This is a genomic window from Nocardiopsis sp. iso_25, from assembly GCF_056173305.1.
Map to the genome: position 1 here is coordinate 5,674,897 of NZ_CM149667.1, position 24,728 is coordinate 5,699,624.

At 73.8% G+C, this 24,728-nt stretch carries 26 protein-coding genes and 2 tRNA genes; 15 read left to right on the plus strand and 13 right to left on the minus strand.

All coding sequences use genetic code 11. The features are described 5' to 3' along the window. Positions 1-33: 33 nt before the first annotated feature. From AC0VX6_RS24400 to galU, 8 genes are all read right to left on the minus strand, one after another. Positions 34-654: a TetR/AcrR family transcriptional regulator gene (locus AC0VX6_RS24400; RefSeq protein WP_475466208.1), complete on the minus strand. Its 621-nt coding sequence runs from the start codon at positions 652-654 to the stop codon at positions 34-36. A gap of 329 nt (positions 655-983) precedes the next feature. Continuing rightward, a tRNA-Ala gene (locus AC0VX6_RS24405) sits at positions 984-1,057 on the minus strand. Between the two features lie 136 nt (positions 1,058-1,193). Continuing rightward, a complete protein-coding gene (sepX, locus tag AC0VX6_RS24410; RefSeq protein ID WP_475466210.1) occupies positions 1,194-1,829 on the minus strand; it encodes a divisome protein SepX/GlpR in 636 nt (211 codons plus the stop codon). A gap of 395 nt (positions 1,830-2,224) precedes the next feature. After that, positions 2,225-2,944, minus strand: a complete 720-nt coding sequence (locus AC0VX6_RS24415; protein ID WP_212642717.1) for a GNAT family N-acetyltransferase — start codon at positions 2,942-2,944, stop codon at positions 2,225-2,227. Positions 2,945-3,194: 250 nt separating this feature from the next. Continuing rightward, the gene (locus AC0VX6_RS24420) at positions 3,195-3,713 is read right to left on the minus strand and encodes a MogA/MoaB family molybdenum cofactor biosynthesis protein (protein ID WP_274974832.1); all 519 of its coding nucleotides are present in this window, start codon (positions 3,711-3,713) and stop codon (positions 3,195-3,197) included. Continuing rightward, positions 3,706-4,215, minus strand: a complete 510-nt coding sequence (gene moaC / locus AC0VX6_RS24425; RefSeq protein ID WP_274974833.1) for a cyclic pyranopterin monophosphate synthase MoaC — start codon at positions 4,213-4,215, stop codon at positions 3,706-3,708. Before moaC ends, AC0VX6_RS24420 begins: the two co-directional genes overlap by 8 nt. A gap of 138 nt (positions 4,216-4,353) precedes the next feature. After that, a complete protein-coding gene (gene glp, locus AC0VX6_RS24430; RefSeq protein WP_274974834.1) occupies positions 4,354-5,586 on the minus strand; it encodes a molybdotransferase-like divisome protein Glp in 1,233 nt (410 codons plus the stop codon). Between the two features lie 136 nt (positions 5,587-5,722). Continuing rightward, a complete protein-coding gene (galU, locus tag AC0VX6_RS24435; RefSeq protein WP_061079972.1) occupies positions 5,723-6,661 on the minus strand; it encodes a UTP--glucose-1-phosphate uridylyltransferase GalU in 939 nt (312 codons plus the stop codon). 157 nt (positions 6,662-6,818) lie between these two features. Here galU and AC0VX6_RS24440 point away from each other — a divergent pair, with 157 nt between their 5' ends. From AC0VX6_RS24440 to AC0VX6_RS24455, 4 genes are all read left to right on the plus strand, one after another. Further along, positions 6,819-7,463 carry a 5-formyltetrahydrofolate cyclo-ligase gene (locus tag AC0VX6_RS24440; RefSeq protein ID WP_274974835.1) on the plus strand — a complete coding sequence of 215 codons (645 nt, stop codon included), beginning with the start codon at positions 6,819-6,821 and terminating at the stop codon, positions 7,461-7,463. Between the two features lie 219 nt (positions 7,464-7,682). After that, positions 7,683-8,045, plus strand: coding sequence for an FmdB family zinc ribbon protein (locus tag AC0VX6_RS24445; protein ID WP_274974836.1), 363 nt, complete (start codon positions 7,683-7,685; stop codon positions 8,043-8,045). Positions 8,046-8,246: 201 nt separating this feature from the next. Then, complete coding sequence (locus tag AC0VX6_RS24450) at positions 8,247-8,903, plus strand: SAF domain-containing protein (protein WP_475466213.1); 657 nt, start codon at positions 8,247-8,249, stop codon at positions 8,901-8,903. Positions 8,904-9,008: 105 nt separating this feature from the next. Further along, positions 9,009-9,416 carry an MscL family protein gene (locus tag AC0VX6_RS24455; protein ID WP_248772113.1) on the plus strand — a complete coding sequence of 136 codons (408 nt, stop codon included), beginning with the start codon at positions 9,009-9,011 and terminating at the stop codon, positions 9,414-9,416. A gap of 60 nt (positions 9,417-9,476) precedes the next feature. Here the strand turns inward: AC0VX6_RS24455 and AC0VX6_RS24460 are convergent, their stop codons facing one another. Next, complete coding sequence (locus tag AC0VX6_RS24460) at positions 9,477-10,583, minus strand: D-alanyl-D-alanine carboxypeptidase family protein (RefSeq protein WP_475466215.1); 1,107 nt, start codon at positions 10,581-10,583, stop codon at positions 9,477-9,479. A gap of 420 nt (positions 10,584-11,003) precedes the next feature. Between AC0VX6_RS24460 and AC0VX6_RS24465 the strand changes: the two genes are divergently transcribed. Further along, positions 11,004-11,076 (plus strand) — tRNA-Arg (locus AC0VX6_RS24465). Between the two features lie 224 nt (positions 11,077-11,300). Here the strand turns inward: AC0VX6_RS24465 and AC0VX6_RS24470 are convergent. Then, positions 11,301-11,903, minus strand: coding sequence for a TetR family transcriptional regulator (locus AC0VX6_RS24470; RefSeq protein WP_274974839.1), 603 nt, complete (start codon positions 11,901-11,903; stop codon positions 11,301-11,303). Positions 11,904-12,000: 97 nt separating this feature from the next. Here AC0VX6_RS24470 and AC0VX6_RS24475 point away from each other — a divergent pair, with 97 nt between their 5' ends. Then, positions 12,001-13,281 (plus strand): FAD-dependent oxidoreductase, encoded by a 1,281-nt coding sequence (locus tag AC0VX6_RS24475; RefSeq protein ID WP_274974840.1) that lies wholly within the window; start codon positions 12,001-12,003, stop codon positions 13,279-13,281. Between the two features lie 216 nt (positions 13,282-13,497). After that, a complete protein-coding gene (locus tag AC0VX6_RS24480; protein WP_274974841.1) occupies positions 13,498-13,716 on the plus strand; it encodes a calcium-binding protein in 219 nt (72 codons plus the stop codon). 33 nt (positions 13,717-13,749) lie between these two features. Here AC0VX6_RS24480 and AC0VX6_RS24485 read toward each other — a convergent pair whose 3' ends face one another. The 3 genes from AC0VX6_RS24485 to AC0VX6_RS24495 all read right to left on the minus strand — a co-directional run bounded on the left by AC0VX6_RS24485 (position 13,750) and on the right by AC0VX6_RS24495 (position 16,663). Continuing rightward, the gene (locus AC0VX6_RS24485; RefSeq protein ID WP_274974842.1) at positions 13,750-14,991 is read right to left on the minus strand and encodes a phospholipase D-like domain-containing protein; all 1,242 of its coding nucleotides are present in this window, start codon (positions 14,989-14,991) and stop codon (positions 13,750-13,752) included. A 143-nt stretch (positions 14,992-15,134) separates the two neighbouring features. Beyond that, positions 15,135-15,932, minus strand: a complete 798-nt coding sequence (locus AC0VX6_RS24490) for a class I SAM-dependent methyltransferase (protein WP_274974843.1) — start codon at positions 15,930-15,932, stop codon at positions 15,135-15,137. A 140-nt stretch (positions 15,933-16,072) separates the two neighbouring features. Further along, on the minus strand, positions 16,073-16,663 hold the full coding sequence (locus AC0VX6_RS24495) for a class I SAM-dependent methyltransferase (RefSeq protein WP_274974844.1): 591 nt from the start codon (positions 16,661-16,663) through the stop codon (positions 16,073-16,075). Between the two features lie 59 nt (positions 16,664-16,722). On the opposite strand from AC0VX6_RS24495, the gene AC0VX6_RS24500 reads away from it, so the two are divergent. The 8 genes from AC0VX6_RS24500 (at position 16,723) to AC0VX6_RS24535 (ending at position 24,688) form a co-directional block, all read left to right on the plus strand. Then, positions 16,723-17,178 (plus strand): helix-turn-helix domain-containing protein, encoded by a 456-nt coding sequence (locus AC0VX6_RS24500; protein ID WP_274974845.1) that lies wholly within the window; start codon positions 16,723-16,725, stop codon positions 17,176-17,178. After that, on the plus strand, positions 17,175-18,191 hold the full coding sequence (locus AC0VX6_RS24505; protein WP_475466218.1) for an STM4015 family protein: 1,017 nt from the start codon (positions 17,175-17,177) through the stop codon (positions 18,189-18,191). Before AC0VX6_RS24500 ends, AC0VX6_RS24505 begins: the two co-directional genes overlap by 4 nt. Positions 18,192-18,307: 116 nt before the next feature. Continuing rightward, positions 18,308-19,357, plus strand: coding sequence for an STM4015 family protein (locus tag AC0VX6_RS24510; RefSeq protein WP_475466220.1), 1,050 nt, complete (start codon positions 18,308-18,310; stop codon positions 19,355-19,357). A 76-nt stretch (positions 19,358-19,433) separates the two neighbouring features. Further along, positions 19,434-20,453, plus strand: coding sequence for an STM4015 family protein (locus AC0VX6_RS24515; protein ID WP_475466222.1), 1,020 nt, complete (start codon positions 19,434-19,436; stop codon positions 20,451-20,453). Beyond that, positions 20,450-21,565: an STM4014 family protein gene (locus AC0VX6_RS24520; RefSeq protein ID WP_274974849.1), complete on the plus strand. Its 1,116-nt coding sequence runs from the start codon at positions 20,450-20,452 to the stop codon at positions 21,563-21,565. The genes AC0VX6_RS24515 and AC0VX6_RS24520 overlap by 4 nt, the downstream gene beginning before the upstream one ends. Continuing rightward, positions 21,562-22,422 (plus strand): STM4013/SEN3800 family hydrolase, encoded by an 861-nt coding sequence (locus AC0VX6_RS24525; RefSeq protein WP_274974850.1) that lies wholly within the window; start codon positions 21,562-21,564, stop codon positions 22,420-22,422. The genes AC0VX6_RS24520 and AC0VX6_RS24525 overlap by 4 nt, the downstream gene beginning before the upstream one ends. Then, positions 22,419-23,765, plus strand: a complete 1,347-nt coding sequence (locus AC0VX6_RS24530) for an STM4012 family radical SAM protein (RefSeq protein WP_274974851.1) — start codon at positions 22,419-22,421, stop codon at positions 23,763-23,765. Before AC0VX6_RS24525 ends, AC0VX6_RS24530 begins: the two co-directional genes overlap by 4 nt. Beyond that, entirely contained in the window at positions 23,762-24,688 is a 927-nt protein-coding gene (locus AC0VX6_RS24535) for an STM4011 family radical SAM protein (protein WP_475466224.1), read from the plus strand. The genes AC0VX6_RS24530 and AC0VX6_RS24535 overlap by 4 nt, the downstream gene beginning before the upstream one ends. The last annotated feature ends 40 nt before the right edge of the window (positions 24,689-24,728 follow it).

The window sequence follows — 24,728 nt, forward strand, 5'->3', positions numbered from 1 at the left end:
CCTGCGGCCGGTCGGCAACAGCCCCGGGCGGCTCTACTCCCCCGCGGAGGGGTCCCGGCCCGCGGCGGACGGGCCGAAGAGCAGTCCGGCGCTGCGGCGGGTGACGGTGAGCAGGTCGGCGTCGCGGAACAGGTCCCCGAACCCCGAGCCCTCCAGGTTCCCCGTGAGGGAGAGCGTGGCGATGCCGTGCACGACCGACCAGCCCGCGACCATGGCGGCGGCCGAGTCCTCGACCTCCCGGCCCTCCTCGGCCAGGGACTCCACACCGGCGCGGAGCTCGTCGAAGGCCGCCGTGCGCGCGGCGTTCAGCTCCGCGTCGTCGTCGCTCAGCAGGCTGGGGGCGAACATCACGTCGAAGTGCGCCGGGTGGCCGGTCGCGAAGCGCACGTACTCCACGCCCGCCTCCAGGAAGCCCCCGCCGGACTCGCGGTTGGCCCGCAGCCGCGCGGCCAGTTCGCGGAAGCCCTCGGCGGCCAGGGCGTTGAGCACGCCCTCGCGGCTGCCGAAGTGGTGCCGGGGGGCGGTGTGGCTGACCCCGAGTTCGAGCGCCAGCGAGCGCAGGCTGAAGGAGTAGGGCCCCTCCCTGGCGATGACCTCGGCCGCCTTCTCCAGGACGGCGGCCCTGAGGTTCCCGTGGTGGTATCCGTCTGCCATGACCCCGCACCCTACGACGGCGGGTTGCCACTGTAAAGATCACGGAGGCCTGCCCCGCAGCGCGGGCGGGGAGTACGCTGGAGGGGTACCGGCCGCCCCGCGACAGGGGATAGCCGCTTCGCCGGTGACACTCGGGGCTCCGGTCCGGAAACGACCTCCCGCCGCAGGGAACAGCAGCACCGCCTCCGGACCGGACCCCGCCCGGCCGTGTGCGCCGGGGCGCCGTGCGGGCCCCTCCGCACCGGAGACCTCCCGGAAATCTTCCAGGACCGCCCCCTGAACACGGCGAAGGCCCCTCCCGAACCCGGGAGGGGCCTTGCTGTCTGCGGTGGAGCTATGGGGATTTGAACCCCAGACCCCCTCGATGCGAACGAGGTGCGCTACCGGACTGCGCCATAGCCCCGAAGACGTGATCCACATTAGCAGGAAACCCGGAGTGGTCCGAACCGGCTTCTCCCGGATCGGACCCGGAGCCGCTCCTGGCCCGGAGCTGCTCCGGCCCCGGGCCCGGACCGCTGCCGGTCCGGACCCGGGCCCGGTCAGTCCCCGGCCGCCCGCAGCCGGGCGTCCGCGTACTGGTCGTAGACCTGGCTGCGCCGCTCCTTGAGCGCGATCACCTCGGCCTCCCGCTCGGCCTCGCGCCGCCGCTCCGCCTCGTCCCGGCGGGCGCGCAGGACCTCCCGGCGGCGGGCCCGCCGGGCCGCCTCCCTGCGCTCGGCGTCGGCCTTGGCGGCCTCCCGGAGCAGGACAAGGTGTCCGGCGAACAGCAGCACCGGCGGGGCCGCCACCCACCAGGGCCCCAGCCCGAGGGCCACGGCCACGAGGGTGGCGGCGTTCACCAGGGTCAGCGTCGTGGTGCGACGGCGGCGGCGGGCGATGACGCGGGCGCGCGGCCCGGACTCGGCGCGGTAGCGCCCCGGACGCGGCGCGTCCCCGCCGTGCGCGGGGGCGTCCGCCGGGGCGGTGTCGTAATCGTCACGGCGCAGGACCTGGGTCTCGGTGGCGTCCGGGTCCTCCGCACGCCCCTCGGCGTCCTCCCGGGCCTCGGTCTCCGCGGGTTCGTCGTCCTCCCGCGGGTCCTCGTGGAAGGTGTCGGGGTCCTTCCGCAGCAGCATCGGCACCAGGACTATGAGCCACACCACCACGATGGCCAGGTACAGAGGAGAGCTGCTCATCACCCCTCCTCACGATGACGGCCACTGGACGTTGATCGACACCTCGTCGACACCGCGCCGCGTGGTGTCCCGGGGGACGGAGACGTCCCGCCGGGGAAGGCCGCCCCCGTCCCTCCCCGGACCCGGGAAGTTTCCGGTGCGCCATATCCACGCGTTGCCCGCATCGTCAATGCGTCTATGTTCCGCACGGTACGACCCCGTGTCCATAAATGCGCCACATTCTGACCGGAGTGTCGCAAGATTGTGGACTCTCAGTTTCGGACGCCCTGACCCCGGGGGTGAAAGCACAGGTCAGCCAACGACTGCGGAGTGCAGTCCCAATTCAACGCAAAGTAATGAGTCAATGTCACTAAAGTCAGGTTTAAGTTCCGGATGCTTCTGTGATGTTGGCACGTTCAGTTCGGCTCCGGGTACGGACTCGCCGGATCGCGCGGATCCCGGCCGCCGTTCGGGTCCTGTGGCCCCAAAGCGGAACCGGGGCCGGAACCGGGTTCCCCGGAGGGCCCGGAAGAGGACCCGTGGCGCCACCGGTACATCAGCCCCCGGGGGACCTCCTCCGCGGTGATCGCGTAGCAGATGTGGTCGCGCCAGGCCCCGTCGATGTGCAGCTGTCTCCTGCGCACGCCCTCGTCGCGAAAGCCCAGTTTGGCGACCACGCGTCTGCTCGCCCGGTTCTCGGGCCGGACGTTGGCCTCGATCCGGTGCAGCCCGACGCGGAAGAAGGAGTGGTCCACGGCCAGCGCGACCGCGGTCGGGGTGATGCCGAGCCCGGCGTGGGCGCTGTCGATCCAGTAACCGACCTGCGCCGACCTGGCCGAGCCCCACACGATGGCACCCACCGTGATCTGGCCGACGAACCTGTCGTCGTACAGGACCGCCCAGGGCATGGACAGGCCCTGCCTGGCCTCGTGGCGGATGGACTGGAGCATCGAGACGTAGGGGGTGAGCCCGGTGGTGCGCAGCGGCATCTCCGGATAGGTGGGCTCCCAGGGGCGCAGCCACTCCTCGTTGCGCGAACGCGTGTCCCGGAGCGCCGCGGCGTCGCGGAGCCGCAGTGGCCGGAGTACGACCGGACCCTCCTGGAGGGTGACGGGCCACCCATGTCTGCGATTCACGACCGTCCCTTCGATGCCCTCGGCACCGTAGCCCAGCGCTGCGACACCGGACGCGGAGGCGTCGGGTTCCCGTCGCCGGTGACGGGCTCCAGTATTCCACTCCCGGGGGCGCGGCATGGCTGCGGTCGCCCCAGCGGGCAAGAATCGGATGATTCTTAACTCCAATACTCCCGTACCGAAAACCGGCCCTGCCCCAAGGAATTCTCAACGGTCGGAATGCCCGGGATGTGATTCCGGTCATTGTCCGGTGTCATTCGGAGCGGGCGTGGTCGCCTCCGCGCAGCTGGTCCACCGCGTGCCGCAGCACCGGCGCCAGCACCTCCATCCCGTCGGCGGCACCGCCCCGGGAGCCGGGCAGGTTGACCACGAGCATCCGGTGCCCCGCGCGCTCGGCGACCCCGGCCAGGCCGCGCGACAGGATCGCCGTGGGCACGCCCTTGTCCCGGCCCGCGGCCCGCAGCGCCTCGGCGATCCCGGGGATCTCGTAGGACAGCAGCGCGCGCGTCACCTCGGGCGTGTGGTCGTGCGGGGTCAGCCCGGTCCCCCCGGTGGTGACGACGGCGTCGAGCCGCTCGTCCAAAGCGCGGCCGATGGCCCGGGCCACGGGTTCGCCGTCGGGGACCACCCACGGTCCCACGACCGCGCAGCCGATCCCGCGCAGCCCCTCGGCCACGACCGGCCCGGAGCGGTCCGGGTACACTCCCGCCGCCGCCCGGTTGGACGCAGTGACGACCGCCACGCGGGGGGTGAGGGCCCCGGCGTCAGTCACCGCGCCTCCAGTGGCCCTTCCTGCCGCCGGTCTTCTCCTCGACGCGCACCCCGGTGACCTCGGCCGCCGGGTCGATCGCCTTGACCATGTCCACCAGTCCGAGGGCCGCGGCCATGACGCAGGTGAGCGCCTCCATCTCCACGCCGGTGCGGTCGGCGGTGCGGACCGTGGCACGGATGTCCACGCCCGCGTCCACGACGGTGAGGTCCACGTCCACCCCGTGCACGGCGATGGGGTGGCACAGGGGCACCAGGTCGGGGGTGCGCTTGGCCGCCTGGATCCCGGCGATCCGGGCGACGGCCAGGGCGTCGCCCTTGGGCACCTCTCCCCCGCGCAGGGCGGCGACGGCCCCGGGGCCGAGCAGCACCCGCCCCGACGCGGTGGCGGTGCGCGCGCTCACCGTCTTCTGCGAGACGTCGACCATGCGGGCGGCGCCGGACCCGTCCAGGTGGGTGAACCCGGAGGGGTGGTCGGCCCCCTCCCGCCGTGGGGTGTCGGTCATGGGCCCGCCAACTCCTCCGCTCGGAACGCGGGACGCGGCCGGTCGGCCCCGTCCGGGCGCGCCGGAGCGCGCCACCACGACCGTACGGCACTCCCGGGGCCCCCGGTCCCCGGGTCCGCGGACCCGGGCGGGCGCGGCTCAGGCCGGTTCGGGCAGGCGCACCACCTCGACGCGGCTGCCCGCGGCCAGTTCGGTCACCTCCTCGGGCACCACCACGAGCGCGTTGGCCCCGGCCAGGGCGGACAGCTGGTGCGAGCCCTGGTGCGACGCCGGGGACACCGTGGACTCGGCGTCGCGGCCGTAGGGGGACTCCTCCAGCACCGCGCGCAGGAAGGAGCGTCGCCCGGGCGGGGAGGTGACCGGCGAGGTGAGCAGGGCGCGCATGCTCGGCAGCGGCCGGGGGTCGAGCCCGCGCAGGCGGCGCAGCGCGGGACGGACAAAGACCTGGAAGGACACGAAGGCGCTCACCGGGTTGCCGGGCAGCGTGATGATGGGGGTCCGGTCCGGGCCGATGACGCCGAAGCCCTGGGGCTTGCCCGGCTGCATCGCCACCTGGACGAACTCCACGGTGCCCTCGCGGGTGAGCACCTCCTTGACCACGTCGTGGGCGCCCATGCTCACGCCGCCCGTGGTCACCACGACGTCGGCGCGCACCAGCAGGTCGTCCAACGTGTCGCGCACCGTCTGGGGGTGGTCGCCCACGAACCCGTGGCGGTGCACCTCGCACCCGGCGTCGCGCGCGGCGGCGGCGATCATGAAGCTGTTGGACTCCCAGATCTGGCCGGGGCCGAGCGGGCGCCCTGGCTCGACCAGCTCCTCACCGGTGGAGAGCACCATCACGCGGGGGCGGGCGTAGACCGGCACCGAGCGGCGCCCGACGGCCGCCAGGACGCCCATCTCCCCCGGGCCGACGCGCACGCCGGGCCGCAGCACGGTGGCGCCCGCGGTGACGTCGTCCCCCGCGCGGCGCACGGCGTTGCCCTCCTTCACCGGCCGGTCGAAGGTCACGCTGGCCGTGCCGCCGTCGGTCCACTCGACCGGGACCACCGCGTCCGCCCCCGAGGGCATGGGCGCGCCGGTCATGATCCGGGCGGACCTGCCGGGCAGGACAGCCGTCGGGGAGGGGTCCCCCGCCGGGATGTCGGCCACGACCGGCAGCCTTACGGGGTTGTCCGGCGAGGCCGACTCCAGGTCCGCGGCGCGCACCGCGTACCCGTCCATGGACGAGTTGTCGAAGCCCGGCAGCGACACGGGCGAGGTGACGGCCTCGGCCAGCACGGCGCCGTGTGCCTGGAGCAGGTCCAGCTCGGTCGGCACGGGCTCGGGGATCAGTGCCAGGACGTCGGCGACGTGCTGTTCGACGCTCTTCACGGGGTTCCTCCCGGTTCGCGGTTCCTGTGGTGGCCCCGCCTCCCCTCCCTCAGGAGACGGCTCACGCCCCATTCTTGCCGCGTCCGGCCCCATATGCGGCGCGCCGGGCCCCGGTCGGGGCGCCCCGGGTCCCCGGTCAGGGGCGCTGGGCCTGCGCGCGGTCGACGAAGTCGCGCAGCCAGGGCAGCAGTTCGTCGGCGAGGTCGGGGCGGCGGCAGGCGAAGTCCACGACCGTGCGGATGTAGTCGGCCTTGTTGCCGGTGTCGTAGCGGCGGCCTCGGAAGAGGACGCCGTGCACCGTGCCGCCGTCCTCGGGCTTGCGCCGGGCCAGCTCGCGCAGGGCGTCGGTCAACTGGATCTCGCCGCCCCGGCCGGGCGGGGTCTCGTGCAGGACGGGGAAGACCGCCGGGTCGCAGACGTAGCGGCCGATGATCGCCCAGCGGCTCGGCGCCTGCTCGGGGGCGGGCTTCTCGACCAGGTCGGTGACGGTGACGACGTCGTCCTCGTCGGTGGGCTCGATGCCCGCGCACCCGTACAGGGACACCTGCTCGGGCTCCACCTCCATGAGGGCGACGACGCTGCCGCCGTGGCGCTCGCGCACCTCGATCATGCGGCGCAGCAGGTCTGCGGACTCGATGAGGTCGTCGCCCAGCAGGACGGCGAAGGGGTTGTCGCCCACGTGCGCCTCCGCGCACAGCACCGCGTGGCCCAGACCGCGCGGCTCGCCCTGGCGGACGTAGTGCACCTGGGCGAGGTCGCTGGACTCACGCACCGAGCGGAGCCGGGCGTCGTCACCCTTGGCCTCCAGCGCCTCCTCCAGCTCGTAGGCCCGGTCGAAGTGGTCCTCGATGGAGCGCTTGCTGCGACCCGTGATCATCAGGACGTCCTGGAGGGAGGCGGCCACCGCCTCCTCCACGACGTACTGGATCGCGGGCTTGTCCACGATCGGCAGCATCTCCTTGGGCGTGGCCTTGGTCGCGGGCAGGAAGCGCGTGCCCAGGCCCGCGGCGGGTACGACCGCCTTCGTGACGGACACGGAACCGGAGGGTCGCTTCTGGTCGGTGGAGTCGTTCATGTCGGCACTTTAGGCCAGCGGTCGGCCGTCTCCGCGCCTCCACACACAGGAGGGCGCCAAGAAGTACGGATCGTTTCGGACCGCGGAGGGCGGCCCGCCACCGCGTGTTCACCGCGCGGGGCAACCGGCCGGTTCGGGGCGGTGCCACACTGGGGCCATGGGCGAGAGCGAACTGCGTGGGGCCAAGGCCGATCTGCGGAGGGGTTTCCTGGAGCGGCGGCGCGCCCGGGGTCCCGAGGAGCGCGCCCGGGCCGGGTCGGCGGTCCGCGACGCGCTGCTGGACGTCCCGTGGCTGGCCATGGGCGGGACGGTCGCCTGCTACTACTCCGTGGGCGGCGAGCCCGACACACGCAAGCTGGTGGCGGCGCTGTGGAAGCGCGGCGCCTACGTGCTGCTGCCCGTGTTCCTGCCCGGCGGCGAGCTGGACTGGGCCGCCTTCGACGGGCCGGACTCCCTGGCCCCGGCCGGGCACGGGCTGCTGGAGCCCGTGGGCCGCCGCTACGGGCCCGACGCGCTGGCCCGGGCCGACGCCGTGGTCTGCCCGGCCGTGGCCGTGGACCGGCGGGGGACGCGCCTGGGGCGCGGCGCAGGGTGCTACGACCGCGCGCTGGCCCGCAAGGGCCCGCACGCACCGGCGATCGCCCTGGTCCACGACGAGGAGTTCGTGGAGTCTCTGCCCGCCGAGCCGCACGACCGGCCGGTGGACGCCGTGGTCACCCCGTCCGGCGGGGTGCGGGTCCTCGGCGCGGGCGTGTGGCCGGGCGGACCGGCCGAGCGGGAGCGGCTGAGCCGGAGGGGCTGAGCGGAAGCGGCCGGGCCGCGGGGACGGAGGACGCGGGCGGGATTAACCCGGGCGCCGGGGGCGTTGTCGCTGGCGGTCGCGCTCCGGCGGCGCCCGGCGCCCGGCCGTTCGCGCCCCCGCGCCTGTCCCTGCGGGCGAGGCCCTGTCACGGCTCCGGTCGGCGAGCGCGTACTATTTAGCAGTCAACGGGCGAGAGTGCCAGCAAGGAGGACCCGAACAGTGCCTACGTACCAGTACGCGTGCACCGAGTGCGGCGCCCAGATGGAGGTCGTGCAGAGCTTCAGCGACGACGCGCTGACCGTCTGCCCCGAGTGCGAGGGCCGCCTGCGCAAGGTGTACTCCGCCGTGGGCATCGTCTTCAAGGGCTCCGGCTTCTACCGCACCGACAGCGGCAAGTCCTCCAACAGCTCCGTGCTGACCGGCTCGGGCTCCTCCGAGAGCAAGGACAGCGGGAACTCGGGCTCCACCGACTCCTCCTCCGCGTCCTCCGCCTCCTCGGACACCAAGAGCTCCTCCTCGGACACCGGCAGCAGCACCACGGGCAAGGCCGCCAGCACCAGCGCCACCGCCGCGACGAGCTGACCCGCCGAGCCGTTGACCGCCACCGCGCCGCCGACCCCTCGGCGGCGCGCGGCACGTCCGGCCCCGGCGGACGCGACGAGGCGCTGACGGCCCCGCGCCTCCCCCTCCGAACCCCCCAGCGGTCCGACCCGGTGCGCGGCCCGCGCGATCGGGCCTGTGGACAACCTCCGAACGGCCCCTCCGCGGCCTAGCGTTGGGGGTATGACCAACTCCGCACCCCTCCCCTACCGGCACCGTCGCGCGCTCATCCGGCTCCTGGACCGGCACCGGCGCGCCGTCGCCGCCCTCCTGGCCGCCGCCGCGCTCCTGAGCGCCGTCCTGGCCGTACGCCCTCCGCCCGTGCCCGTCACCCGTGTCCTGGTCGCCTCCCGCGACCTCGGCGCCGCGGACCCCCTCGCCGAGGGCGACCTCACCGCCCGGGACCTGCCCGCCGGGTCCGTGCCGGGCGGCGCGCTCGCGGCCGACACCGCGACCGCCGGGCTGCGCCTCAACGCCCCGGTGCGCCGGGGGGAGGTGATCACCGACGCCCGACTCGCCGACCCTCCCGCGCGGGCCTACGGCCCCGGCCTGGTCGCCGTCCCGGTGCGGGTGGCCGACCCCGGCGCGGTGGGCCTGCTCTCCCCCGGCAGCCGGGTGGACGTCCTCGCCGCCGGAGGAGCCGACGACCTCGCGCCGGCCCGGGCGGGCCCCGCCGTGGAGGTGGTCAGCGACCGCCCCGTCCTGGCACTGCCGAAGGAGGAGTCCTCGGGCGGCGGGGAGGGCGGCGCGCTGATCGTCGTCGCCGCCACGCCCGTCGAGGCCAGGAGCCTGGCGGGCCACGCGGCCGGCTCGCGGCTGTCCATCACCATCCGCGGTTGACCGGCGACCTCCAGTGGGCAAAGCTGGCCGGGCGCCGCGGGCTCCCACCAGGGGATCCCGCTCCGGCGCCCGTACGGACACCACGAGTATGTAGGGCTTGTATCCATGCAAGGCTTCAAGAAGTTCCTGCTCCAGGGCAACCTGGTGCAGCTGGCGGTCGCGGTCGTGATCGGCGCGGTCTTCGCCAACCTCATCACCGCGTTCACCGAGGGGTTCATCACCCCGCTGATCGGCATCTTCGGCGGGGTTCCCACCTTCGGCGACCTCTACTTCGAGATCAACGGGAGCCGGTTCCTGTACGGGGCGTTCGTCGACGCGCTGATCTCGTTCCTGATCACCGCAGCGATCCTGTACTTCTTCGTGGTCCTGCCCGTGGCCAAGGTGGTGGAGCGCTTCGTCAAGGCCGAGGAGGCCACCACCCGCGAGTGCCCGCACTGCTTCAGCGAGATCAGCAAGAAGGCGTCCCGCTGCGCCCACTGCACCAGCGAGGTGGTGCCCGAGACCGCCGCCTGAGGCGGTGGGACGCGCCGGGGGCGGCCCCGTGCGGGACCGCCCCCTGAAAGACGCCGCGGGTCAGCCGGTGTACTCCCAGTGCCAGGGCTCGAAGGGGCTGGACTTGGCCCAGGCCGGGTGGTGCCAGCCGAATTCGGCGCCGTTGGCCTCCATCCAGAGCCAGCGGTCGGAACGGTAGTTCTGGATGCCGCAGCCGAGGTCGATCGCCTGCCCCAGGCCGTGGTTGCTCGTGCCGGGGACGGCCGCGAAGCCCGGCGCGACCTGTCCGTAGACCCGGTGCTGGTTGGGCAGGTCGCGGTAGGCGCTGGTGATGCAGATGTTCTCGCCGTACTCGTCCACGTACCTGGCGTTGAGCTGGAGGAAGTCCACGGCCGCGTCGGCACGCAGCTTCTTGTCGTCGTAGAGGTCGCACAGGGAGTTGGCCGGGAGCAGGCCGTTGGCCGCACCCTGGGCGTTGGCGGCCGCGTCCGGGTCGCAGTCCCCGGCGGCCATGTAGGCCTCCGGGTCGATGCCGCGGTCCTCCAGCTCCTGCACCAGCTCGTTCGTGGTCTGCTCGGACCGCTCGCGCAGGGCCTCGATGTCCGCGGCCAGCTCGACCTGTTCGAGCTGGGTGGTGGTCTGCAGCTCCTGCGCCTGGCTCGCCAGCTCGACCTGCTCCTCGCGCAGGTCGGTGGCGTCCTGGATGAGCGCCTGGTTGTCCTCGGAGATCTTCGCCGCGTAGGACTGGGTCTGCAGGTCCTCGGTGAGCGACCCCGAGGCCAGGACGGCGAGCATGCCGCCGTCGGGCTGCTTGTACAGCGTGCTGGCCAGCTGGGCCAGCGGCTCGCGCATCTCGTTGAGTTCGAGTTCGGTCTGCTGGAGGTCGTAGATCGTCTGGACCAGCTCCGTCTGGGCGTCCTCCAACGCCTCCTGGCGGTCGACGAGGTCCTGGTTGGCCTCCTCAAGCTCCTGGGAGGCGGTCTCGGCCCTCTCTCGGAACTCCTCCAGGCTCGCCTCGGCGGGCTCCAGCACGCCGACGGGCACCGGCGCCACGAGGAGCGCGGTGACGAGCGTGAGCGTCAGCGCCTGTGCGAAGCGGACCCGGTAGGACAGGGCGAAGGCGGTGAGCGCCCCGCCGCCACCCGGTACGCGGGACCTGCGCCGCGCCGCATCAGAAGTGAACGGCACGAATGATCCTCCGGCTGCTTTTCCTCGAACACCTACCCGTGACCGCAAGGCAACGTACTACATGTCCACATGCGGCCACGCGAGATCGGTCCACCGGACGGAGCGGGTCGCGGACGGGCCCCACCCCGCCCCGCCGCCCTCTGCTCCGGGCTTCGGTGAAACACCTGGTCACCGCCGGGCCGGTCAACGCCGAGCCCGCTCACCCGTCGTTATCGACGGTACATATGCGGCCATAACACGACATGCGTCATGAACAACGTCACACCGCACCAGGACAACCAATCGTAGGTCAGCGTACTCCGCCATGCACGCAGAGTCCCCCAACCGCCCTCGCCGGAGGCGGACCGACACCCTATCCACGTCCATCCTGGGTTAGGCTTGGTCCGGTGACGGGGTAAGACATACCCGCGCCGGACCCATGGCTCCGTAGCTCAGGGGATAGAGCACCGCTCTCCTAAAGCGGGTGCCGCAGGTTCGAATCCTGCCGGGGCCGCATAGCGCGGGCTGCTGCCCGCCGGTCTTCGACCGGCTCGCAGCAGCCCGCGATGCTTTCCGGGGGAAGACCCCCCGAGGCGCCCCCTGTGGCTGGGGCCGAGCAGATCGGCGAGGTGGGCGGAGCGAGCCCTTACAACGCGAGGCCGCGCCTCGGGGGTTGCAGTTGGTTCTCCCAGGGTCCGTACGGCGCGTTCCGGGGCCCGTCACGGCCCCCACGGGCGGCTACCGGCGGTCGGCCGCCTCCGTGGAACCCGCGACCAGCGCGGCCACCGTCCGCCGGATCCTGTCGGGGACCACGGACTCCTCCGCGCCGGTGAGCACCAGGTGGTGGACCGCGCCGACCACGGCCAGCGCCAGGGCCCCGGGGTCGGCGCTCCCGCGGAGGCGCCCCAGGCGCCGCTCCGCGCCGAGGTAGTCCGCGACCGCGGCCTCGACCGCCTCCAGACCGGCCGTGCGGTCGCCGAGGACCTCGCGCACGCGTCCGGCCAGCTCCGGCCGGGAGACCATGAGCCTGGCCAGCGCCAGGAGGACCGTCGGCGGGGTCGCCAGCACGGCCTCGGCCAGGTTGTCCGCGACCGTGCCCGTACCGGCGCGTCCCGGCAGGGACGCGGCCCCGGCGCCGACCTGGAAGCCCCGGTCGACGGCGTAGGCGGCCAGGAAGTCGTCGGTGTCCGCGAAGTGGGCGTACAGCAGCCCGGTGGCGACACCGGCCTCGCGTGTGACGGCCCGGCCGCTGAGTCCGCCCGGCCCCTCCCGCACGATCACCCGCTCGACCGCGGAGAAGAGCCGCTGCCTGAGTTCGGGAATGGCGACACCACGTGGCATGCCAGGAATTCTAGGTCCTCCGACGGCCCCGTCGCGGTCGGCCTCCGTGCGGCGGGCAACCGGCTTGCGCTCATTATGAACACATGCTCATACTTGTATGAACGTTTGCTCATACCAACGTGGTCCGGAGGTCGCGGTGACGAACGGCGGGGACTCTTCCCAGCGTGTCGGTGGCGGAGACGGCGGCCCGCCCCCGGGGCGGGCGGTGATCGTCGGCGCGGGCATCGCCGGGCTCGCCACCGCCCTGCGGCTCCACCGGGCCGGCTGGGAGACGCTCGTGGTCGAGCGCGCCCCGGCCCGCCGCAGGGGCGGCTACATGGTGAACCTGGTCGGGTGGGGCTACGACGCCGCCGAACACCTCGGCCTCGTCCCCGTGCTCTCCGACAGCGACCTCGGCCTGTTCTCCACGGTCCTGGTGAGGGCCGACGGCCGGCGCAAGTTCGCCGTCCCTCCCGAGATCGCCAGGGCCGCCCTCGGCGACCGGGCGCTCACCGTGTTCCGGGAGAACCTGGAAGCGGCACTGTACGAGGCCGTGCGCGGGACCGCGGCCTTCCGTTTCGGCACCACCGCCGTGGACGTCGCCCAGGACGCCGACGGCGTCCGGGTCGGGCTCAGCGACGGCACCACCGAGCGCGCCGACCTGCTCGTCGGCGCCGACGGGCTGCACTCCGGCGTCCGCGCCGCCGTGTTCGGCCCGGAGGAGGACTTCCGCGTCGACCTGGACCACGTCGTGGGCGCGCTCCCGCTCGACCGGCTCCCCGAGGACGTGCCCGAGGGGACCGGCACCACGTTCATCGGGCCCGGGCGCACGGCGGCGGTCGTCAACCTCGGTCCGGGCCGGTCCTCGGCCTTCTTCGCCTACCGCTGCGCGGATCCGGACGCCGAACTGGCCCGGGGACCGGTCCAGGCGCTCACCGCGGCGTTCGGAGACCTCGGCGGGGGCGTGCCCGACGTGCTCCGCCGACTGCGCGCCGACCCGTCCGGCACCTACTTCGACTCCGTCAGCCAGGTCCGCGCGGACCGGTGGAGCCGCGGCCGGGTCGTGCTGCTGGGCGACGCGGCCTGGTGCCCCTCCCTGTTCGCCGGGTACGGCGCGGCCCTCGCGCTCAGCGGAGCCGACCGACTCGGCGACGCCTTGGAACGGCACGGCGGCGACGTCACCGGCGCCCTGGCGCGGTGGGAGGCGGGCCTGCGCCCCGAGACCCTCAGGCGGCAGGCGCTCGCCCGGCGGGGGACGCGCCAGTACGCCCCCTCCAGCCGCGCGCACGTGTGGATGAACGACCTGGCGATCCGGGCCGTCCTGCTCCCGGGCGTGCGCGGCCTCGTCCGCCGCGGCATACGGCGCGCCGGTGAGCGGCACGCCGCCGCGGACGGGTGACGGGCGCGCGATCCCGGCGGACGGCGGTCGGCCGGCGACACGGCGCGCCGGCGGGCGTCCGGCCCGGCCCGGAGCCGGACGACCCGTGACCGGGCCCCGCGTTTCCGCGTTCTCCCCGGTCAACGGTGCCGCTTCCCCCACGTGTCGCCATGACACCGGGGGCGGCTCGTCCGATCATGGAGCGGGAGCAGGTACCGGACGGGGGAGGTCACACGGATGGCGCACACGGAGCACTTCCGGGACGGGCAGGCGGAGGAGCCGGACAGAACACCCGCCAGGCAGCGGGGCGGCTCGCCCGCCGCCATCGCCGGGGCGCTCCACCGCACCCCGCACCCGGGCCCCCAGCACTGGGGCGGGCCCCGGCCCCGCAAAACGGACCCGGACCCGTTCTTCCCCAACCGGCTCGGGCCGCCGCCCAAGCGCCGCCGCTCCTGAGCGGGCAGGGGAGGCGGCGCCCGCCCCCGCGGCTCAGAGGAAGGGCCGCCAAGGCGCCAGCACGGCCTCGCCGAACTTGGCGTACCAGGGGCGGTCACGCCACTGGTACTCGGTCAGCTCGCGGGCGTTGGCGAGGTCGTTGGCGAAGACCTCCTCCAGGTGCGCGGCCACGCCCTCGTCGAAGATCTCCACGTTGATCTCGTAGTTGCCCGTCAGGCTCAGCCGGTCCACGTTGGCGGTGCCGATCGTGGACCAGCGGCCGTCCACCGTCGCCGTCTTGGCGTGCACCATGGCGTCGCGGTACAGCCACAGGCGCACGCCGCCGCGCAGCAGCACCGAGTACTGGCTACGGGAGATCCAGTCCGCGACGACGTGGTTGGACTCCTCCGGCACGAGGACGTTGACGTCCACGCCGCGCTCGACCGCGTCGACCAGGGCGTTCTGGAACTCCCGGTCGGGCATGAAGTAGGCCTGGGTGAACAGCGCCCGCTCCTTGGCCCGGTCGATGGCCTCCAGGAACATCGCCCGGATGGGGTAGATGAGCATCTCGGGCACGTTGCGGTGCACGCGGAAGTGCGCGTCCCAGTCGGGGTCGCCGAAGTTCTCCAGCTCGGGCTGGAGGGGCCGCCGGTTCATGTTCCAGAAGTCGCTGAAGGCGTTCTCCAGCTCCCACACCGCCGGGCCGGTCACGCGCATGTGGGTGTCGCGCCAGTCGGTGGCGTAGAGCGAGCCCACGTTGTACCCGCCGACGAAGCCCACCTCGCCGTCGACGGTGAGGATCTTGCGGTGGTCGCGGCCGGACTTGCGGATGTTCAGCAGCAGCAGGCCGGGGCGCAGGAGCGGGTACTCCAGCACGTGGACGTTGGACGGGAAGCGGAAGAAGGACCGGGGCACCACCAGGTTCGCGAAGCCGTCGTAGACGACGTACACCTCGACGCCCCGGTCGGCCGCCTCGATGAGCGCGCGCTTGAACCGCTGGCCGACCCGGTCGTCCTTGATGATGTAGGACTCGAACAGGACGCGGCGCCGGGCCCCCCGGATCGCCGCGATCATGTCCTCGAACAGGTCCTCGCCGTAGGTGTACACGGTCGCCGTGGTCCCGGTGTCGCCCACGGGCAGCTCGGCGGGCGCCGTGCGGGGGAAGAAGGCCCGGCGCGGCCGCACCTTCCGGCGCCAGTGGTTGACCCCCATGAGGGTCGCGGCCACGGCGACCTGGGTGGTCACCAGCCCGACGAGCCCCCACTTGGCCACCGAGGTGATGGTGGAGCGTCGCACAGTCGCCTCCCGGGCAGGGACCTCCGCGGTGCCGGGCCCGACCGCGGACGCCCCTGGTACAAAGTGGACGTCAACCGTATCCCGGGGCACCGGCGGACGGCGGCGCGTCCGCCCCGTGTCCCCCGTGACACAGGACTCTCCTCCTACCCCAGTTCCCGGCGGCGGAACGCCACCAGCTCCGTGGTCGGGCTCTCACTGCGGCCCCGGACCAGGCGCCGCTCCAGCGGGTAGAGCGCCGCGCCCGCGAGCCACCCGGTCGGCGCGGTGAGGGTGGCCGCGCGCAGGGCCCCGCCCCACGCCTTGCGCCAGGGCGCGGGGGCGTCCACCTGGGCGTTCATCAGCATGAGCATGGGCACCCGGCGGACCAGGTCGAACCCGGCCCGGTCCGCGGTGTCCGTGATCCACTCCAGGGTGCGGTTGACCTGGTGCTCGCCGCGCTGCTCGGGGCGGCGCAGGCAGTTCTCGGAGATGACGAGGAGTCCGCCGGGGCGCAGCACCCGGGAGAACTCGCCGACGGCCCGGGTGTAGCGCTCGTCGTCGGTGATGTGGAAGAGCACGTCCATGCAGGACAGCGCGTCGAAGGAGTCGTCGTCGAAGGCGTCGAGGTCGGCGGCGTCCTGGCGGACGAACCCGTACTCGGGGAACCTGCCGCGCAGGCGCTGCACGGCGGCGTCGGTCATGTCGCACCCGGTGACGTCGCCGACGCCCATCCGCTCCCACAGGCGCACGTAGAAGCCGGTGCCGCTGCCCACGTCGAGGACGCTGGCGCCGGACCGGCCGGGGGTCAGCCGGGCGGCCTCGCGCAGGAACACCTCCTCGCGCACCTTGTACATCCACGTGTTGAAGGGGCGGCCCAGGGCCCGGTAGCCGACGCCGCTCTCGGTCCAGTCGCCTTCGAGACGGCGTTCCCAGAAGTCTCGCAGTTCGCTGTGCGTAGCCATGGGACCACTGTCACACCGCGCCCGCGGGAAGTCCCGCCGCAGCGCCGCGTCGGCCCCGGAGAGCCGCGTGCGCCCGGTTTTCGGTCGTCCCCGCGCCTCCGAGGAGGAGGGCCGGATTCCGCGCCCCGCCCGTCCGCCGTTCAGGCGACGCGGTGGGCGACCACGCGCTCCACGAACCCCAGCGCGGTCCGGTCGTGGCGGTCGATCACGAACCCCGCGTCGGCGGCCACGTGCCGGGGCAGCCGCCGGGGCCGGTCCTTTCGGGCCTCCCGGGCGCGCAGGGGCCAGCGGGTGTACTCGACGTGGTCGACCAGCAGCAGGAGCCCGCCCGGCCGCAGGACGCGGTGCATCTCGGACAGGGCGCGGTACTGGTCGGGGATCGTGCACAGGGCGAGCGCGCACAGGACGGTGTCGAACTCCCCGTCTCCGAAGGGCAGGTCCCGCGCGTCGCCCTCGCGCAGGGTGAAGCGCCCGTCCAGCCCGGCGGCCCGCTCGCGCGCCCTGGACAGCATGCCGGGGCTCAGGTCCACGCCGGTGATCTCGGCCCCGTCCCGGTAGTGGGGCAGGTTCTGGCCGGTGCCCACGGCGACCTCCAGGACCCGGCCGCGCGCCTCGGCGCACAGCCGGGCGCGGGTGCGGCCGAGCACGGCCCGCTGCACCCCCGCACCGCGGTCGTAGCCCCGCGACATCCTGTCCCACTCGCCGCGCACCCGCTCGGTCCGCTCGTCCACGGTGTCCTCCCTCAGGTCGGTCCCTTGACCGGAGCACCAGTGTGGAAGTTAATGTCCACATGAAGTCAAGCGAGTCGGAGCTGTCCATCGGCGAACTGGCCGGGCCCTTCGGACTGGCCACCCACGTGCTGCGGCACTGGGAGTCGGTCGGCGTCCTGGAACCGACCCGCCGTGCGGGGGGCCAGCGCCGGTACACGCCCGAACAGCGCCTGCGGGTGGCGCTGGTGCTGCGCGCCCAGGAGGCCGGGTTCAGCCTGGAGCAGATCCGGGAGCTGTTCGGCGCCGAGGACGGGGCGGCGCGGCGCGACCGTCTGGCCGAGCACCTGGCGCGGCTGGACGAGCGCATGGCCCGGTTGCGGGCGGTCCGCGACATGGTGGCGCACACGCTCTCCTGCGAGTCCCCGGACATCCTGGAGTGCCCCACCATGAGGGCGGTGCTGGTGGAGACCTCGGTGTCGGAGTGTGCTGCTATGCATGGCCGCACACACCCTCCGAACCTGCGGGAGTCCCCTTGACCTTCCACGACCACCTGACCGAGTTCGCCGGACTGCCCGTCGCGAGCTACCCGGAGGCCCGACGCATGGAACGGCGCGGGGAGGCCGCCCCACCCGGCGCCCGGTCCCCGCTGCTGGACGGCCTGGCCGACCCCGGGTCGGTGGCCTGGCGGTTGGACCAGTACGGAGACGACATCCCGGAGGAGCCCAGGGGGCACCTGGAGAGCTTCCTGGAGTTCGTCGGCGCCCCGGACGCGGTCCGCGCCCTCGTGGTCGGCAACCTGGTGGAGGGCTTCGAGGCGGAGTCCTCCGACGCCGTCCGCGACGCCCTGGTGCGGCTCGCTCCGCGCCTGCCCGGCCTGCGCGACCTCTTCTACGCGGACCTCTCCTTCATGGAGTGCGAGGCGTCGTGGATCCGGCACGGGGACCTGTCCCCGCTGGTGAACGCCCTCCCCGGGCTGACCGGGTTCGCCGCACGCGGCACCACCGAGCTGAGCCTGGAGACGCTGGAGCACGACGGGCTGCGCAGCCTCGTCCTCCAGGGCGGAGGGCTGCCCGGACGGCTCGCCCGCGAGGTCGCCGCCGCACGGCTCCCCGCCCTGGAGCACCTGGAGCTGTGGCTGGGCGTGGACGGCTACGGCGGCGACACCGTGCCGGAGGACCTCGCCCCCGTCCTGTCCGGCGAGGCCTTCCCCCGGCTGCGCTCGCTCGGCCTGCGCAACGCCGAGCACACCGGCGCGTGGGTGCGCGCCCTCGCCGACGCACCGGTCACCACCCGCCTGCACACCCTGGACCTGTCCCTGGGCACCCTGCGCGGCGAGGACGTCCCGGCCCTGCTGGAATCACCGGTCTTCCGCGGCCTCAGGCGTCTGGACCTGCACCACCACTACCTGTCCGAGGAGGCGGAGGAGGAGGTCCGCGCCGCCTTCACCCGGGCCGGGGTGGAGACCGACCTGTCGGACGGGCAGGAGCCGGAGGTCGACACCTACGACGAGGGGACCGAGCTCTACTACTACACGGCCGTGTCGGAGTAGCCCCGGGAAACGCCGGGGAGCCCCCGGGCCGCCTGCCCGGACGCGGGCGACCCGCGATGTCGGAGCCCGCTGGTAGGCATGGACGCGCACCCTCCGCCGCACCCCTGGGAGACCCCGTGGCCTTCGACGCCCACCTGACCGAGTTCGCCGGACTACCCGTCGTGGGGTACCGCTCCTCAGAGGGGTGGACCCGGGAGACCGAGGAGGAGCGCGAGAGGGAGAAGTGGCGGGGCGGGAGCTTCACCGGCCCCGGCCCCTACCCGCCCCCGGCACTGGCCGCGGCCCTGGCCGACCCCGGCTCGGTGGCCTGGCGCCTCAGCGACAACGAGGAGCCCCTGGACGACTACCGGCGGTTCGTCGCGCAGGTGGACCAGGACCGGGTCGCCGCCGTCGTGCTCGGGGACATGCGGGAGACCTTCTCCGTGCAGTGCCCCGACCCCCTCAAGCGCGCCCTCCTGGAGGTGGCGCCGGACCTGACCGGGCTGCGCTCCCTCTTCTACTGCGACGTGACCTTCGAACAGGTCGAGGTCTCGTGGATCGAACTGGGCGACATGGCCCCGGTCCTGGACGCCCTCCCCCGGCTGACCGAGTTCGCGGTGCGCGGCACGGGCGACCTGAGCCTGCACGTACACCGGCACGACTCGCTGCGCCGCCTCACCCTCCAGGGCGGAGGACTGCCCGCGAGGCTCGCCCGCGAGATCGTCTCGTCCGGGCTGCCGAACCTGGAGCACCTGGAACTGTGGCTGGGAGTGGAGGAGTACGGCGGCGACACCACCCCGGAGGACCTCGCCCCGGTCCTGTCCGGCGAGGCCTTCCCCGCGCTGCGCTCGCTGGGCCTGCGCAACGCCGAGCACACCGACGACTGGGTTCCGGTCCTCGCCGGGGCACCCGTCACCGCCCGCCTGCACACCCTGGACCTGTCCCTGGGGACCCTCACCGACAAGGGCGCTCGGTCCCTAGTCGGGGCCGCGCCCGCCTTCACGCACCTGAAGCGGCTCGACCTGCACCACCACTACCTGTCCGAGGACATGCAGGAGCGCGTCCGGTCCGTCTTCACCGGGGCCGGTGTGGACGTGGACCTGTCCGGACGCGAGGTCGGCAGTGACTGGGAGGACGAGGACTTCGACTACGACGCGGCCGGCTTCTACACGGCCGTCAGCGAGTAGTGCCCGCGCCGTCCAACGTGTCACTTCGGGCTGCTAGATATGTTCCTGCCCGAAACCCCGAGGTAGGAGCCCCCTGATGCTGAACCACCACCACATCACCGAGTTCGCGGGCCTGCCCGTGGTCGACTTCCCCGCGATCGGGGCCGAGGACGGCCCCTACGCCGAGGACCCGCACCAGCCCCCCGAGGCGCTGGCCGCGGCGGTCGCCGACCCCGGCTCGGTGGCGTGGCGGCTGCGCGTCTCGTCGGTCTACCCGGCCGAGGACTTCGGGGAGTACTTCGCCCGGTTCCTCGCGGCCGTGGACACCGGCCGGGTCCGGGCCCTGGTCGTCGGCGGCTGGGGCGACTTCGAGGACGAGCCGCCCTCGACCGTCCCGCGCGACGCGCTCGTCGCGGCCGCCGACGCGTTCCCCGGGCTGCGTGCGCTGTTCTTCGGCGAGATCGTCCAGGAGGAGTACGAGATCTCCTGGATCCACCAGAGCGACCTGGCACCCCTGGTGGCGGCGTTCCCCCTGTTGGAGGAACTGACCGTGCGCGGCACCGGCGACCCCTACCTGGGCGACGGCAAGCTGGAGCTGGCCCTGGCCGAGCACACCGAACTGCGGACCCTGGTCCTCCAGACCGGCGGCCTGCCCGGCCGGGTCTCGCGCGAGGTCACCGCCTCGCCGCTGCCCGCGCTGGAGAACCTCGAACTGTGGCTGGGCGTGGAGAGCCACCGGGGCGACACCACACCGGACGACCTGGCGCGGGTGCTCTCCGGCGAGGCCTTCCCCGAGCTGCGCTACCTGGGCCTGCGCAACGCCGAGGACGTCAATGACTGGATCCCCGTCCTGGCCCAGGCCCCCGTCCTGGCCTCCCTGGACGTCCTGGACCTGTCCCTGGGCAGCCTGACCGACGAGGGCGGGCAGGCCCTGATCGAGTCCGCGTCCGCGTTCGCCGGGCTGCGCCGCCTGGACCTGCACTACCACTACCTGTCCGAGGACGTGCAGGCGCGGATCCGCGCCGCCCTGCCCGGCGTGGAGGTCGACCTGTCCGGGCAGCGGAAGCCGTACACCTTCGGAGACAAGGTGTTCTACTTCCCCGCGGTCGCGGAGTGACCCCCGGACGCCCCCTGGTCGTGGTGGGGGTCCCCGGCCACCGGCGCCTGGAGCTGTTCGACGCCGCGGCCGGGGCCCTCGGCCTGCCCGGACCGGTCGTCGTGCCGTGGCGCGCGCTGGCCGCCGGGCCGGTGGAGCTGCCGGAGGGCGCCCTGGTCCGGGTGGACTCCCCGGGCGGCGACGCCGAGACCGAGCGCCTGCTGCGGGGCTGGGAGGGCGTCCCCGACCTGTACCGGGCCGAGGGCACCGCCGACCAGCACGCCGGGTTCCGTGCCGCGCTGGACCGGCTCGCCGAGGCGGTGCGCGCCACTCCGGGCGCGGCCCTGCTCCAGGAGCCCGCCGACCTGGTGGACATGTGCGACAAGCGGCGCTGCCATGCCCGCCTGGCGGCGGCCGGGGTGCCGGTGCCGCCAGCCCTGCCCGGACCGGTCACCGGCTACGCGTCGCTGCGCGCGGCGATGGAGGCCCACCGCTGGCCGAGGGTGTTCGTCAAGCCCGCGCACGGCTCCTCGGCCTCCGGCGTGGTGGCGCTGGCCACCGCCTCGGGCGGACGGGTCCGCGCGGTCACCTCGGCCGACCTGGTCCGGGGCGCCGACGGCTCCGTGGAGCTGTACAACAGCCTGCGGCTGCGCACCTACACCCGCGAGGAGGACGTCGCGGCGGTGGTGGACGCCCTGGCCCCCGACCACCTGCACGTGGAGCGGTGGGTGCCCAAGGCGGGGTTCGCTGGCAAGGCCGTGGACCTGCGCGTGGTGGTGGTCGCGGGCCGGGCCGCCCACGTCGTGGTGCGCTCCTCGTCCTCGCCCATGACCAACCTGCACCTGGGCAACGCCCGGGGCGACCTGGCGGCCCTGCGGGAGTCGGTGGGCCCCCGCGCCTGGGCGCGGGCCATGGCCACCGCCGAGGCCGCCGCCGCGTGCTTCCCGCGCACCCTGCACGCCGGGGTGGACCTGCTCGCCTCCCCGGGGTGGCGGGAGTTCGCCGTGTGCGAGGTCAACGCCTTCGGCGACCTGCTCCCCGGTGTCCTGCACGAGGGCCGCGACACCTACGCCGAGCAGTTGCACGCCCTGGCCACCGGCCGTTTCCCCGTCCCCGAACCCGAGAGCGCATGAACAGCACCGCACCCGACATGAACGCCGTGGTGGGCACGCACGACATCCTGCTGCTCACCCTGGACACCCTGCGCCACGACGTGGCCGACGAGCTGGCCGAGGCGGGCCGCACCCCGAACCTGGCCCGGCTGCTGCCGGGCGGGCGGTGGGAGCGCAGGCACGCGCCCGCGAGCTTCACCTACGCCTCCCACCTGGCGATGCTCGCCGGGTTCCTGCCCACCCCCGCCTCCCCCGGGCCGCACACGCGCCTGTTCGCCGCCGCGTTCCCCGGCAGCGTGTCCACCGCGCCCGGCACCTGGACCTTCGAGGCGCCCGACCTGGCCTCGGGACTGGCCCGCGCCGGGTACCACACGGCCTGCGTGGGGGGCACGGGCTTCTTCAACCGGCGGTCGGCGGTGGGCTCGGTCATCCCGGACATGTTCGCCGAGAGCCACTGGGAGGAGTCCTTCGGCGTGACCGACCCCCGCTCCTTCGAGAACCAGGTGGCGTGCGCGGCCCGGATCGCCGGGGAGCGCCCCGCGGACCAGCCGCTGTTCCTGCTGCTCAACGTTTCGGCGCTGCACCAGCCCAACTGGTTCCACCTGCCCGGGGCCGTCCGGGAGGACGGCGACACCAGGGAGAGCCACGCCGCGGCCCTGGAGTACGTGGACCGGCACCTGCCGCCGCTGCTGGCCGCGATGTCGGCCCGCCGCCCCTGCTTCACGATCGTGTGCTCCGACCACGGCACCGCCTACGGGGAGGACGGCTACACCGGCCACCGGATCGGCCACGAGACCGTGTGGACGGTCCCCTACGCCCACGCGTTCCTGCCGCAGGGACGCACCGCTCCCGCCGACGCACAGGAGGCGACCGCGTGACCACCGCCCTGACCCCGCGCCCCGAACCGGTGCGCGCCGACTCCCCCTACCAGTCCTACGTCTACGCCTACCCGCACAAGAGCGCCTACCGGCCCTTCACCGAGCGCCCCGCCCTCGCCGACCTGTGGCGCGGCGAGGACGTCGGCGCGCTGTCGCTGTACGCGCACATCCCGTTCTGCGAGATGCGCTGCGGGTTCTGCAACCTGTTCACCCGCTCCACCCCCCCGGCCGAGCAGGTCACCGCCTACCTGGACGCGCTGGAGCGGCAGGCGGAGGCGGTGGCCGGCGCGCTGCCGGAGGGCGCCGCCTTCGCCCGGGCGGCCCTGGGCGGCGGCACCCCCACCTACCTGACCGCCGAGGAGCTCACCCGGGTCTACGACCTCACCGAGCGCGCGTTCGGGGTGGACCTGTCCGCGATCCCGGTGTCGGTGGAGACCTCCCCGGCCACGGCCACGCCCGACCGGCTGGCGGTGCTCGACGCGCGCGGCGCCACCCGGATCAGCATGGGCGTGCAGAGCTTCCTGGACTCCGAGGCGCACGCGGCCGGGCGTCCGCAGAAGCGCGCCGAGGTGGACCGTGCGCTGGCCGCGATCCGCGAGCACGCCTCGGCCGACCTCAACCTCGACCTCATCTACGGCATCGACCGCCAGGACGCCCGCACCTGGGCCTACTCCCTGGACACGGCGCTGGAGTGGGAGCCCGAGGAGGTCTACCTGTACCCGCTGTACGTGCGCCCGCTCACCGGGCTGGGCCGCCGCGCCCGCGCGTGGGACGACCACCGGCTGGGCCTGTACCGGCAGGGCCGCGACCACCTGCGCGAACGCGGCTACGAGCAGGTGTCCATGCGCATGTTCCGGCGGGCGGACGCCCCTCGGACGCAGGCCCCGGACCACTCCTGCCAGACCGACGGCATGGTGGGGCTGGGCTGCGGGGCCCGGTCCTACACCTCCGCCGCGCACTACTCCTTCGACTACGCGGTGGGCGTGGGGCAGGTGCGGTCGATCATCGCCGACTACACGGGCCGCGACCAGGCGGACTTCGGACGGGCCGAGGTGGGGTTCCACATGGACGAAGGCGAGCGGCGCCGACGCCATCTGCTCCAGTCGCTCCTGCTCGCGGAGGGGATGGACACCGCCGCCTACGCCGACCGGTTCGGCTCCCGCCCCGAGGTGGACTTCGCCTCGACCCTGGCGGTGCTTGACGGGCGCGGCTGGCTGGAGCGCGACGGCGCGCCGGACCTGCTGCGGCTGACCCCCGAGGGGCTCGCGCACTCCGACGCGGTGGGGCCGATGTTCTTCTCCGCCGGGGTCGCGGCCCTGATGGCCGACTACGAGGCCCGGTGAGCGCGGTGACCCCCTCCTCCCCGGTCCGGGCCCGTGCGCTCCCGCCTCACCTGACCCTGCTCTACCGCGGCCCGCTGGCCAGCTGCGACTACGACTGCCCGTACTGCCCCTTCGCCAAGCGGCGCGACAACCCCGAGACGCTGCGCGCCGACCGCGCCGCGCTGGAGCGCTTCACCGGCTGGGTGGGCGCGCTGGAGTCGGAGCACCCCGGCACCCGGGTCTCGGTGCTGTTCACCCCGTGGGGCGAGGGGCTGGTGCGGTCCTGGTACCGGACCGCGATCACCCGGCTCAGCCACCTGCCGCACGTGGAGCGGGTGGCCATCCAGACCAACCTGAGCGGCCGCCTGGGCTGGCTGGCCGACTGCGACCCCGCCACCGCCGCGCTGTGGACCACCTACCACCCCGGCCAGGTGACCCATGAGCGCTTCCTGGCCAAGGCGCGCGAGCTGGACGGGATGGGGGTGCGGTTCAGCGTCGGCGTGGTCGGCCAGCCGGAGCACCTGGCGGCGGCCCGGCGGATGCGCGCCGAGCTGCCCGAGCGGGTGTACCTGTGGGTGAACGCCGCCGAGGGGCGCGTCTACACCGACGCCGAGGCCGAGCAGTGGCAGGCCCTGGACCCCCACTTCCACTACAGCCGCAACCCCCACCCCAGCCGGGGCCTGCCCTGCCGTACCGGTGACACTGTGCTGTCCGTGGACGGCGACGGCGACGTGCGCCGGTGCCACTTCGTGGACACGCCGATGGGCAACCTCTACGACGGCTCGTTCGCGGCCGGGCTCGGCCGCCGCGCGTGCCCGCTGACCAGCTGCGACTGCCACATCGGCTACGTCCACCTGGAGTCCCTGGACCTGTACGACGTGTTCCGGGGCGGGGTGGTGGAACGTGTCCCGGCGGCCTTCGGCTCCCCGCTCCCGCTCGTGTGAGACGGGTCAAAACCGCTTCGCAACGTCACCGGGAACAGAC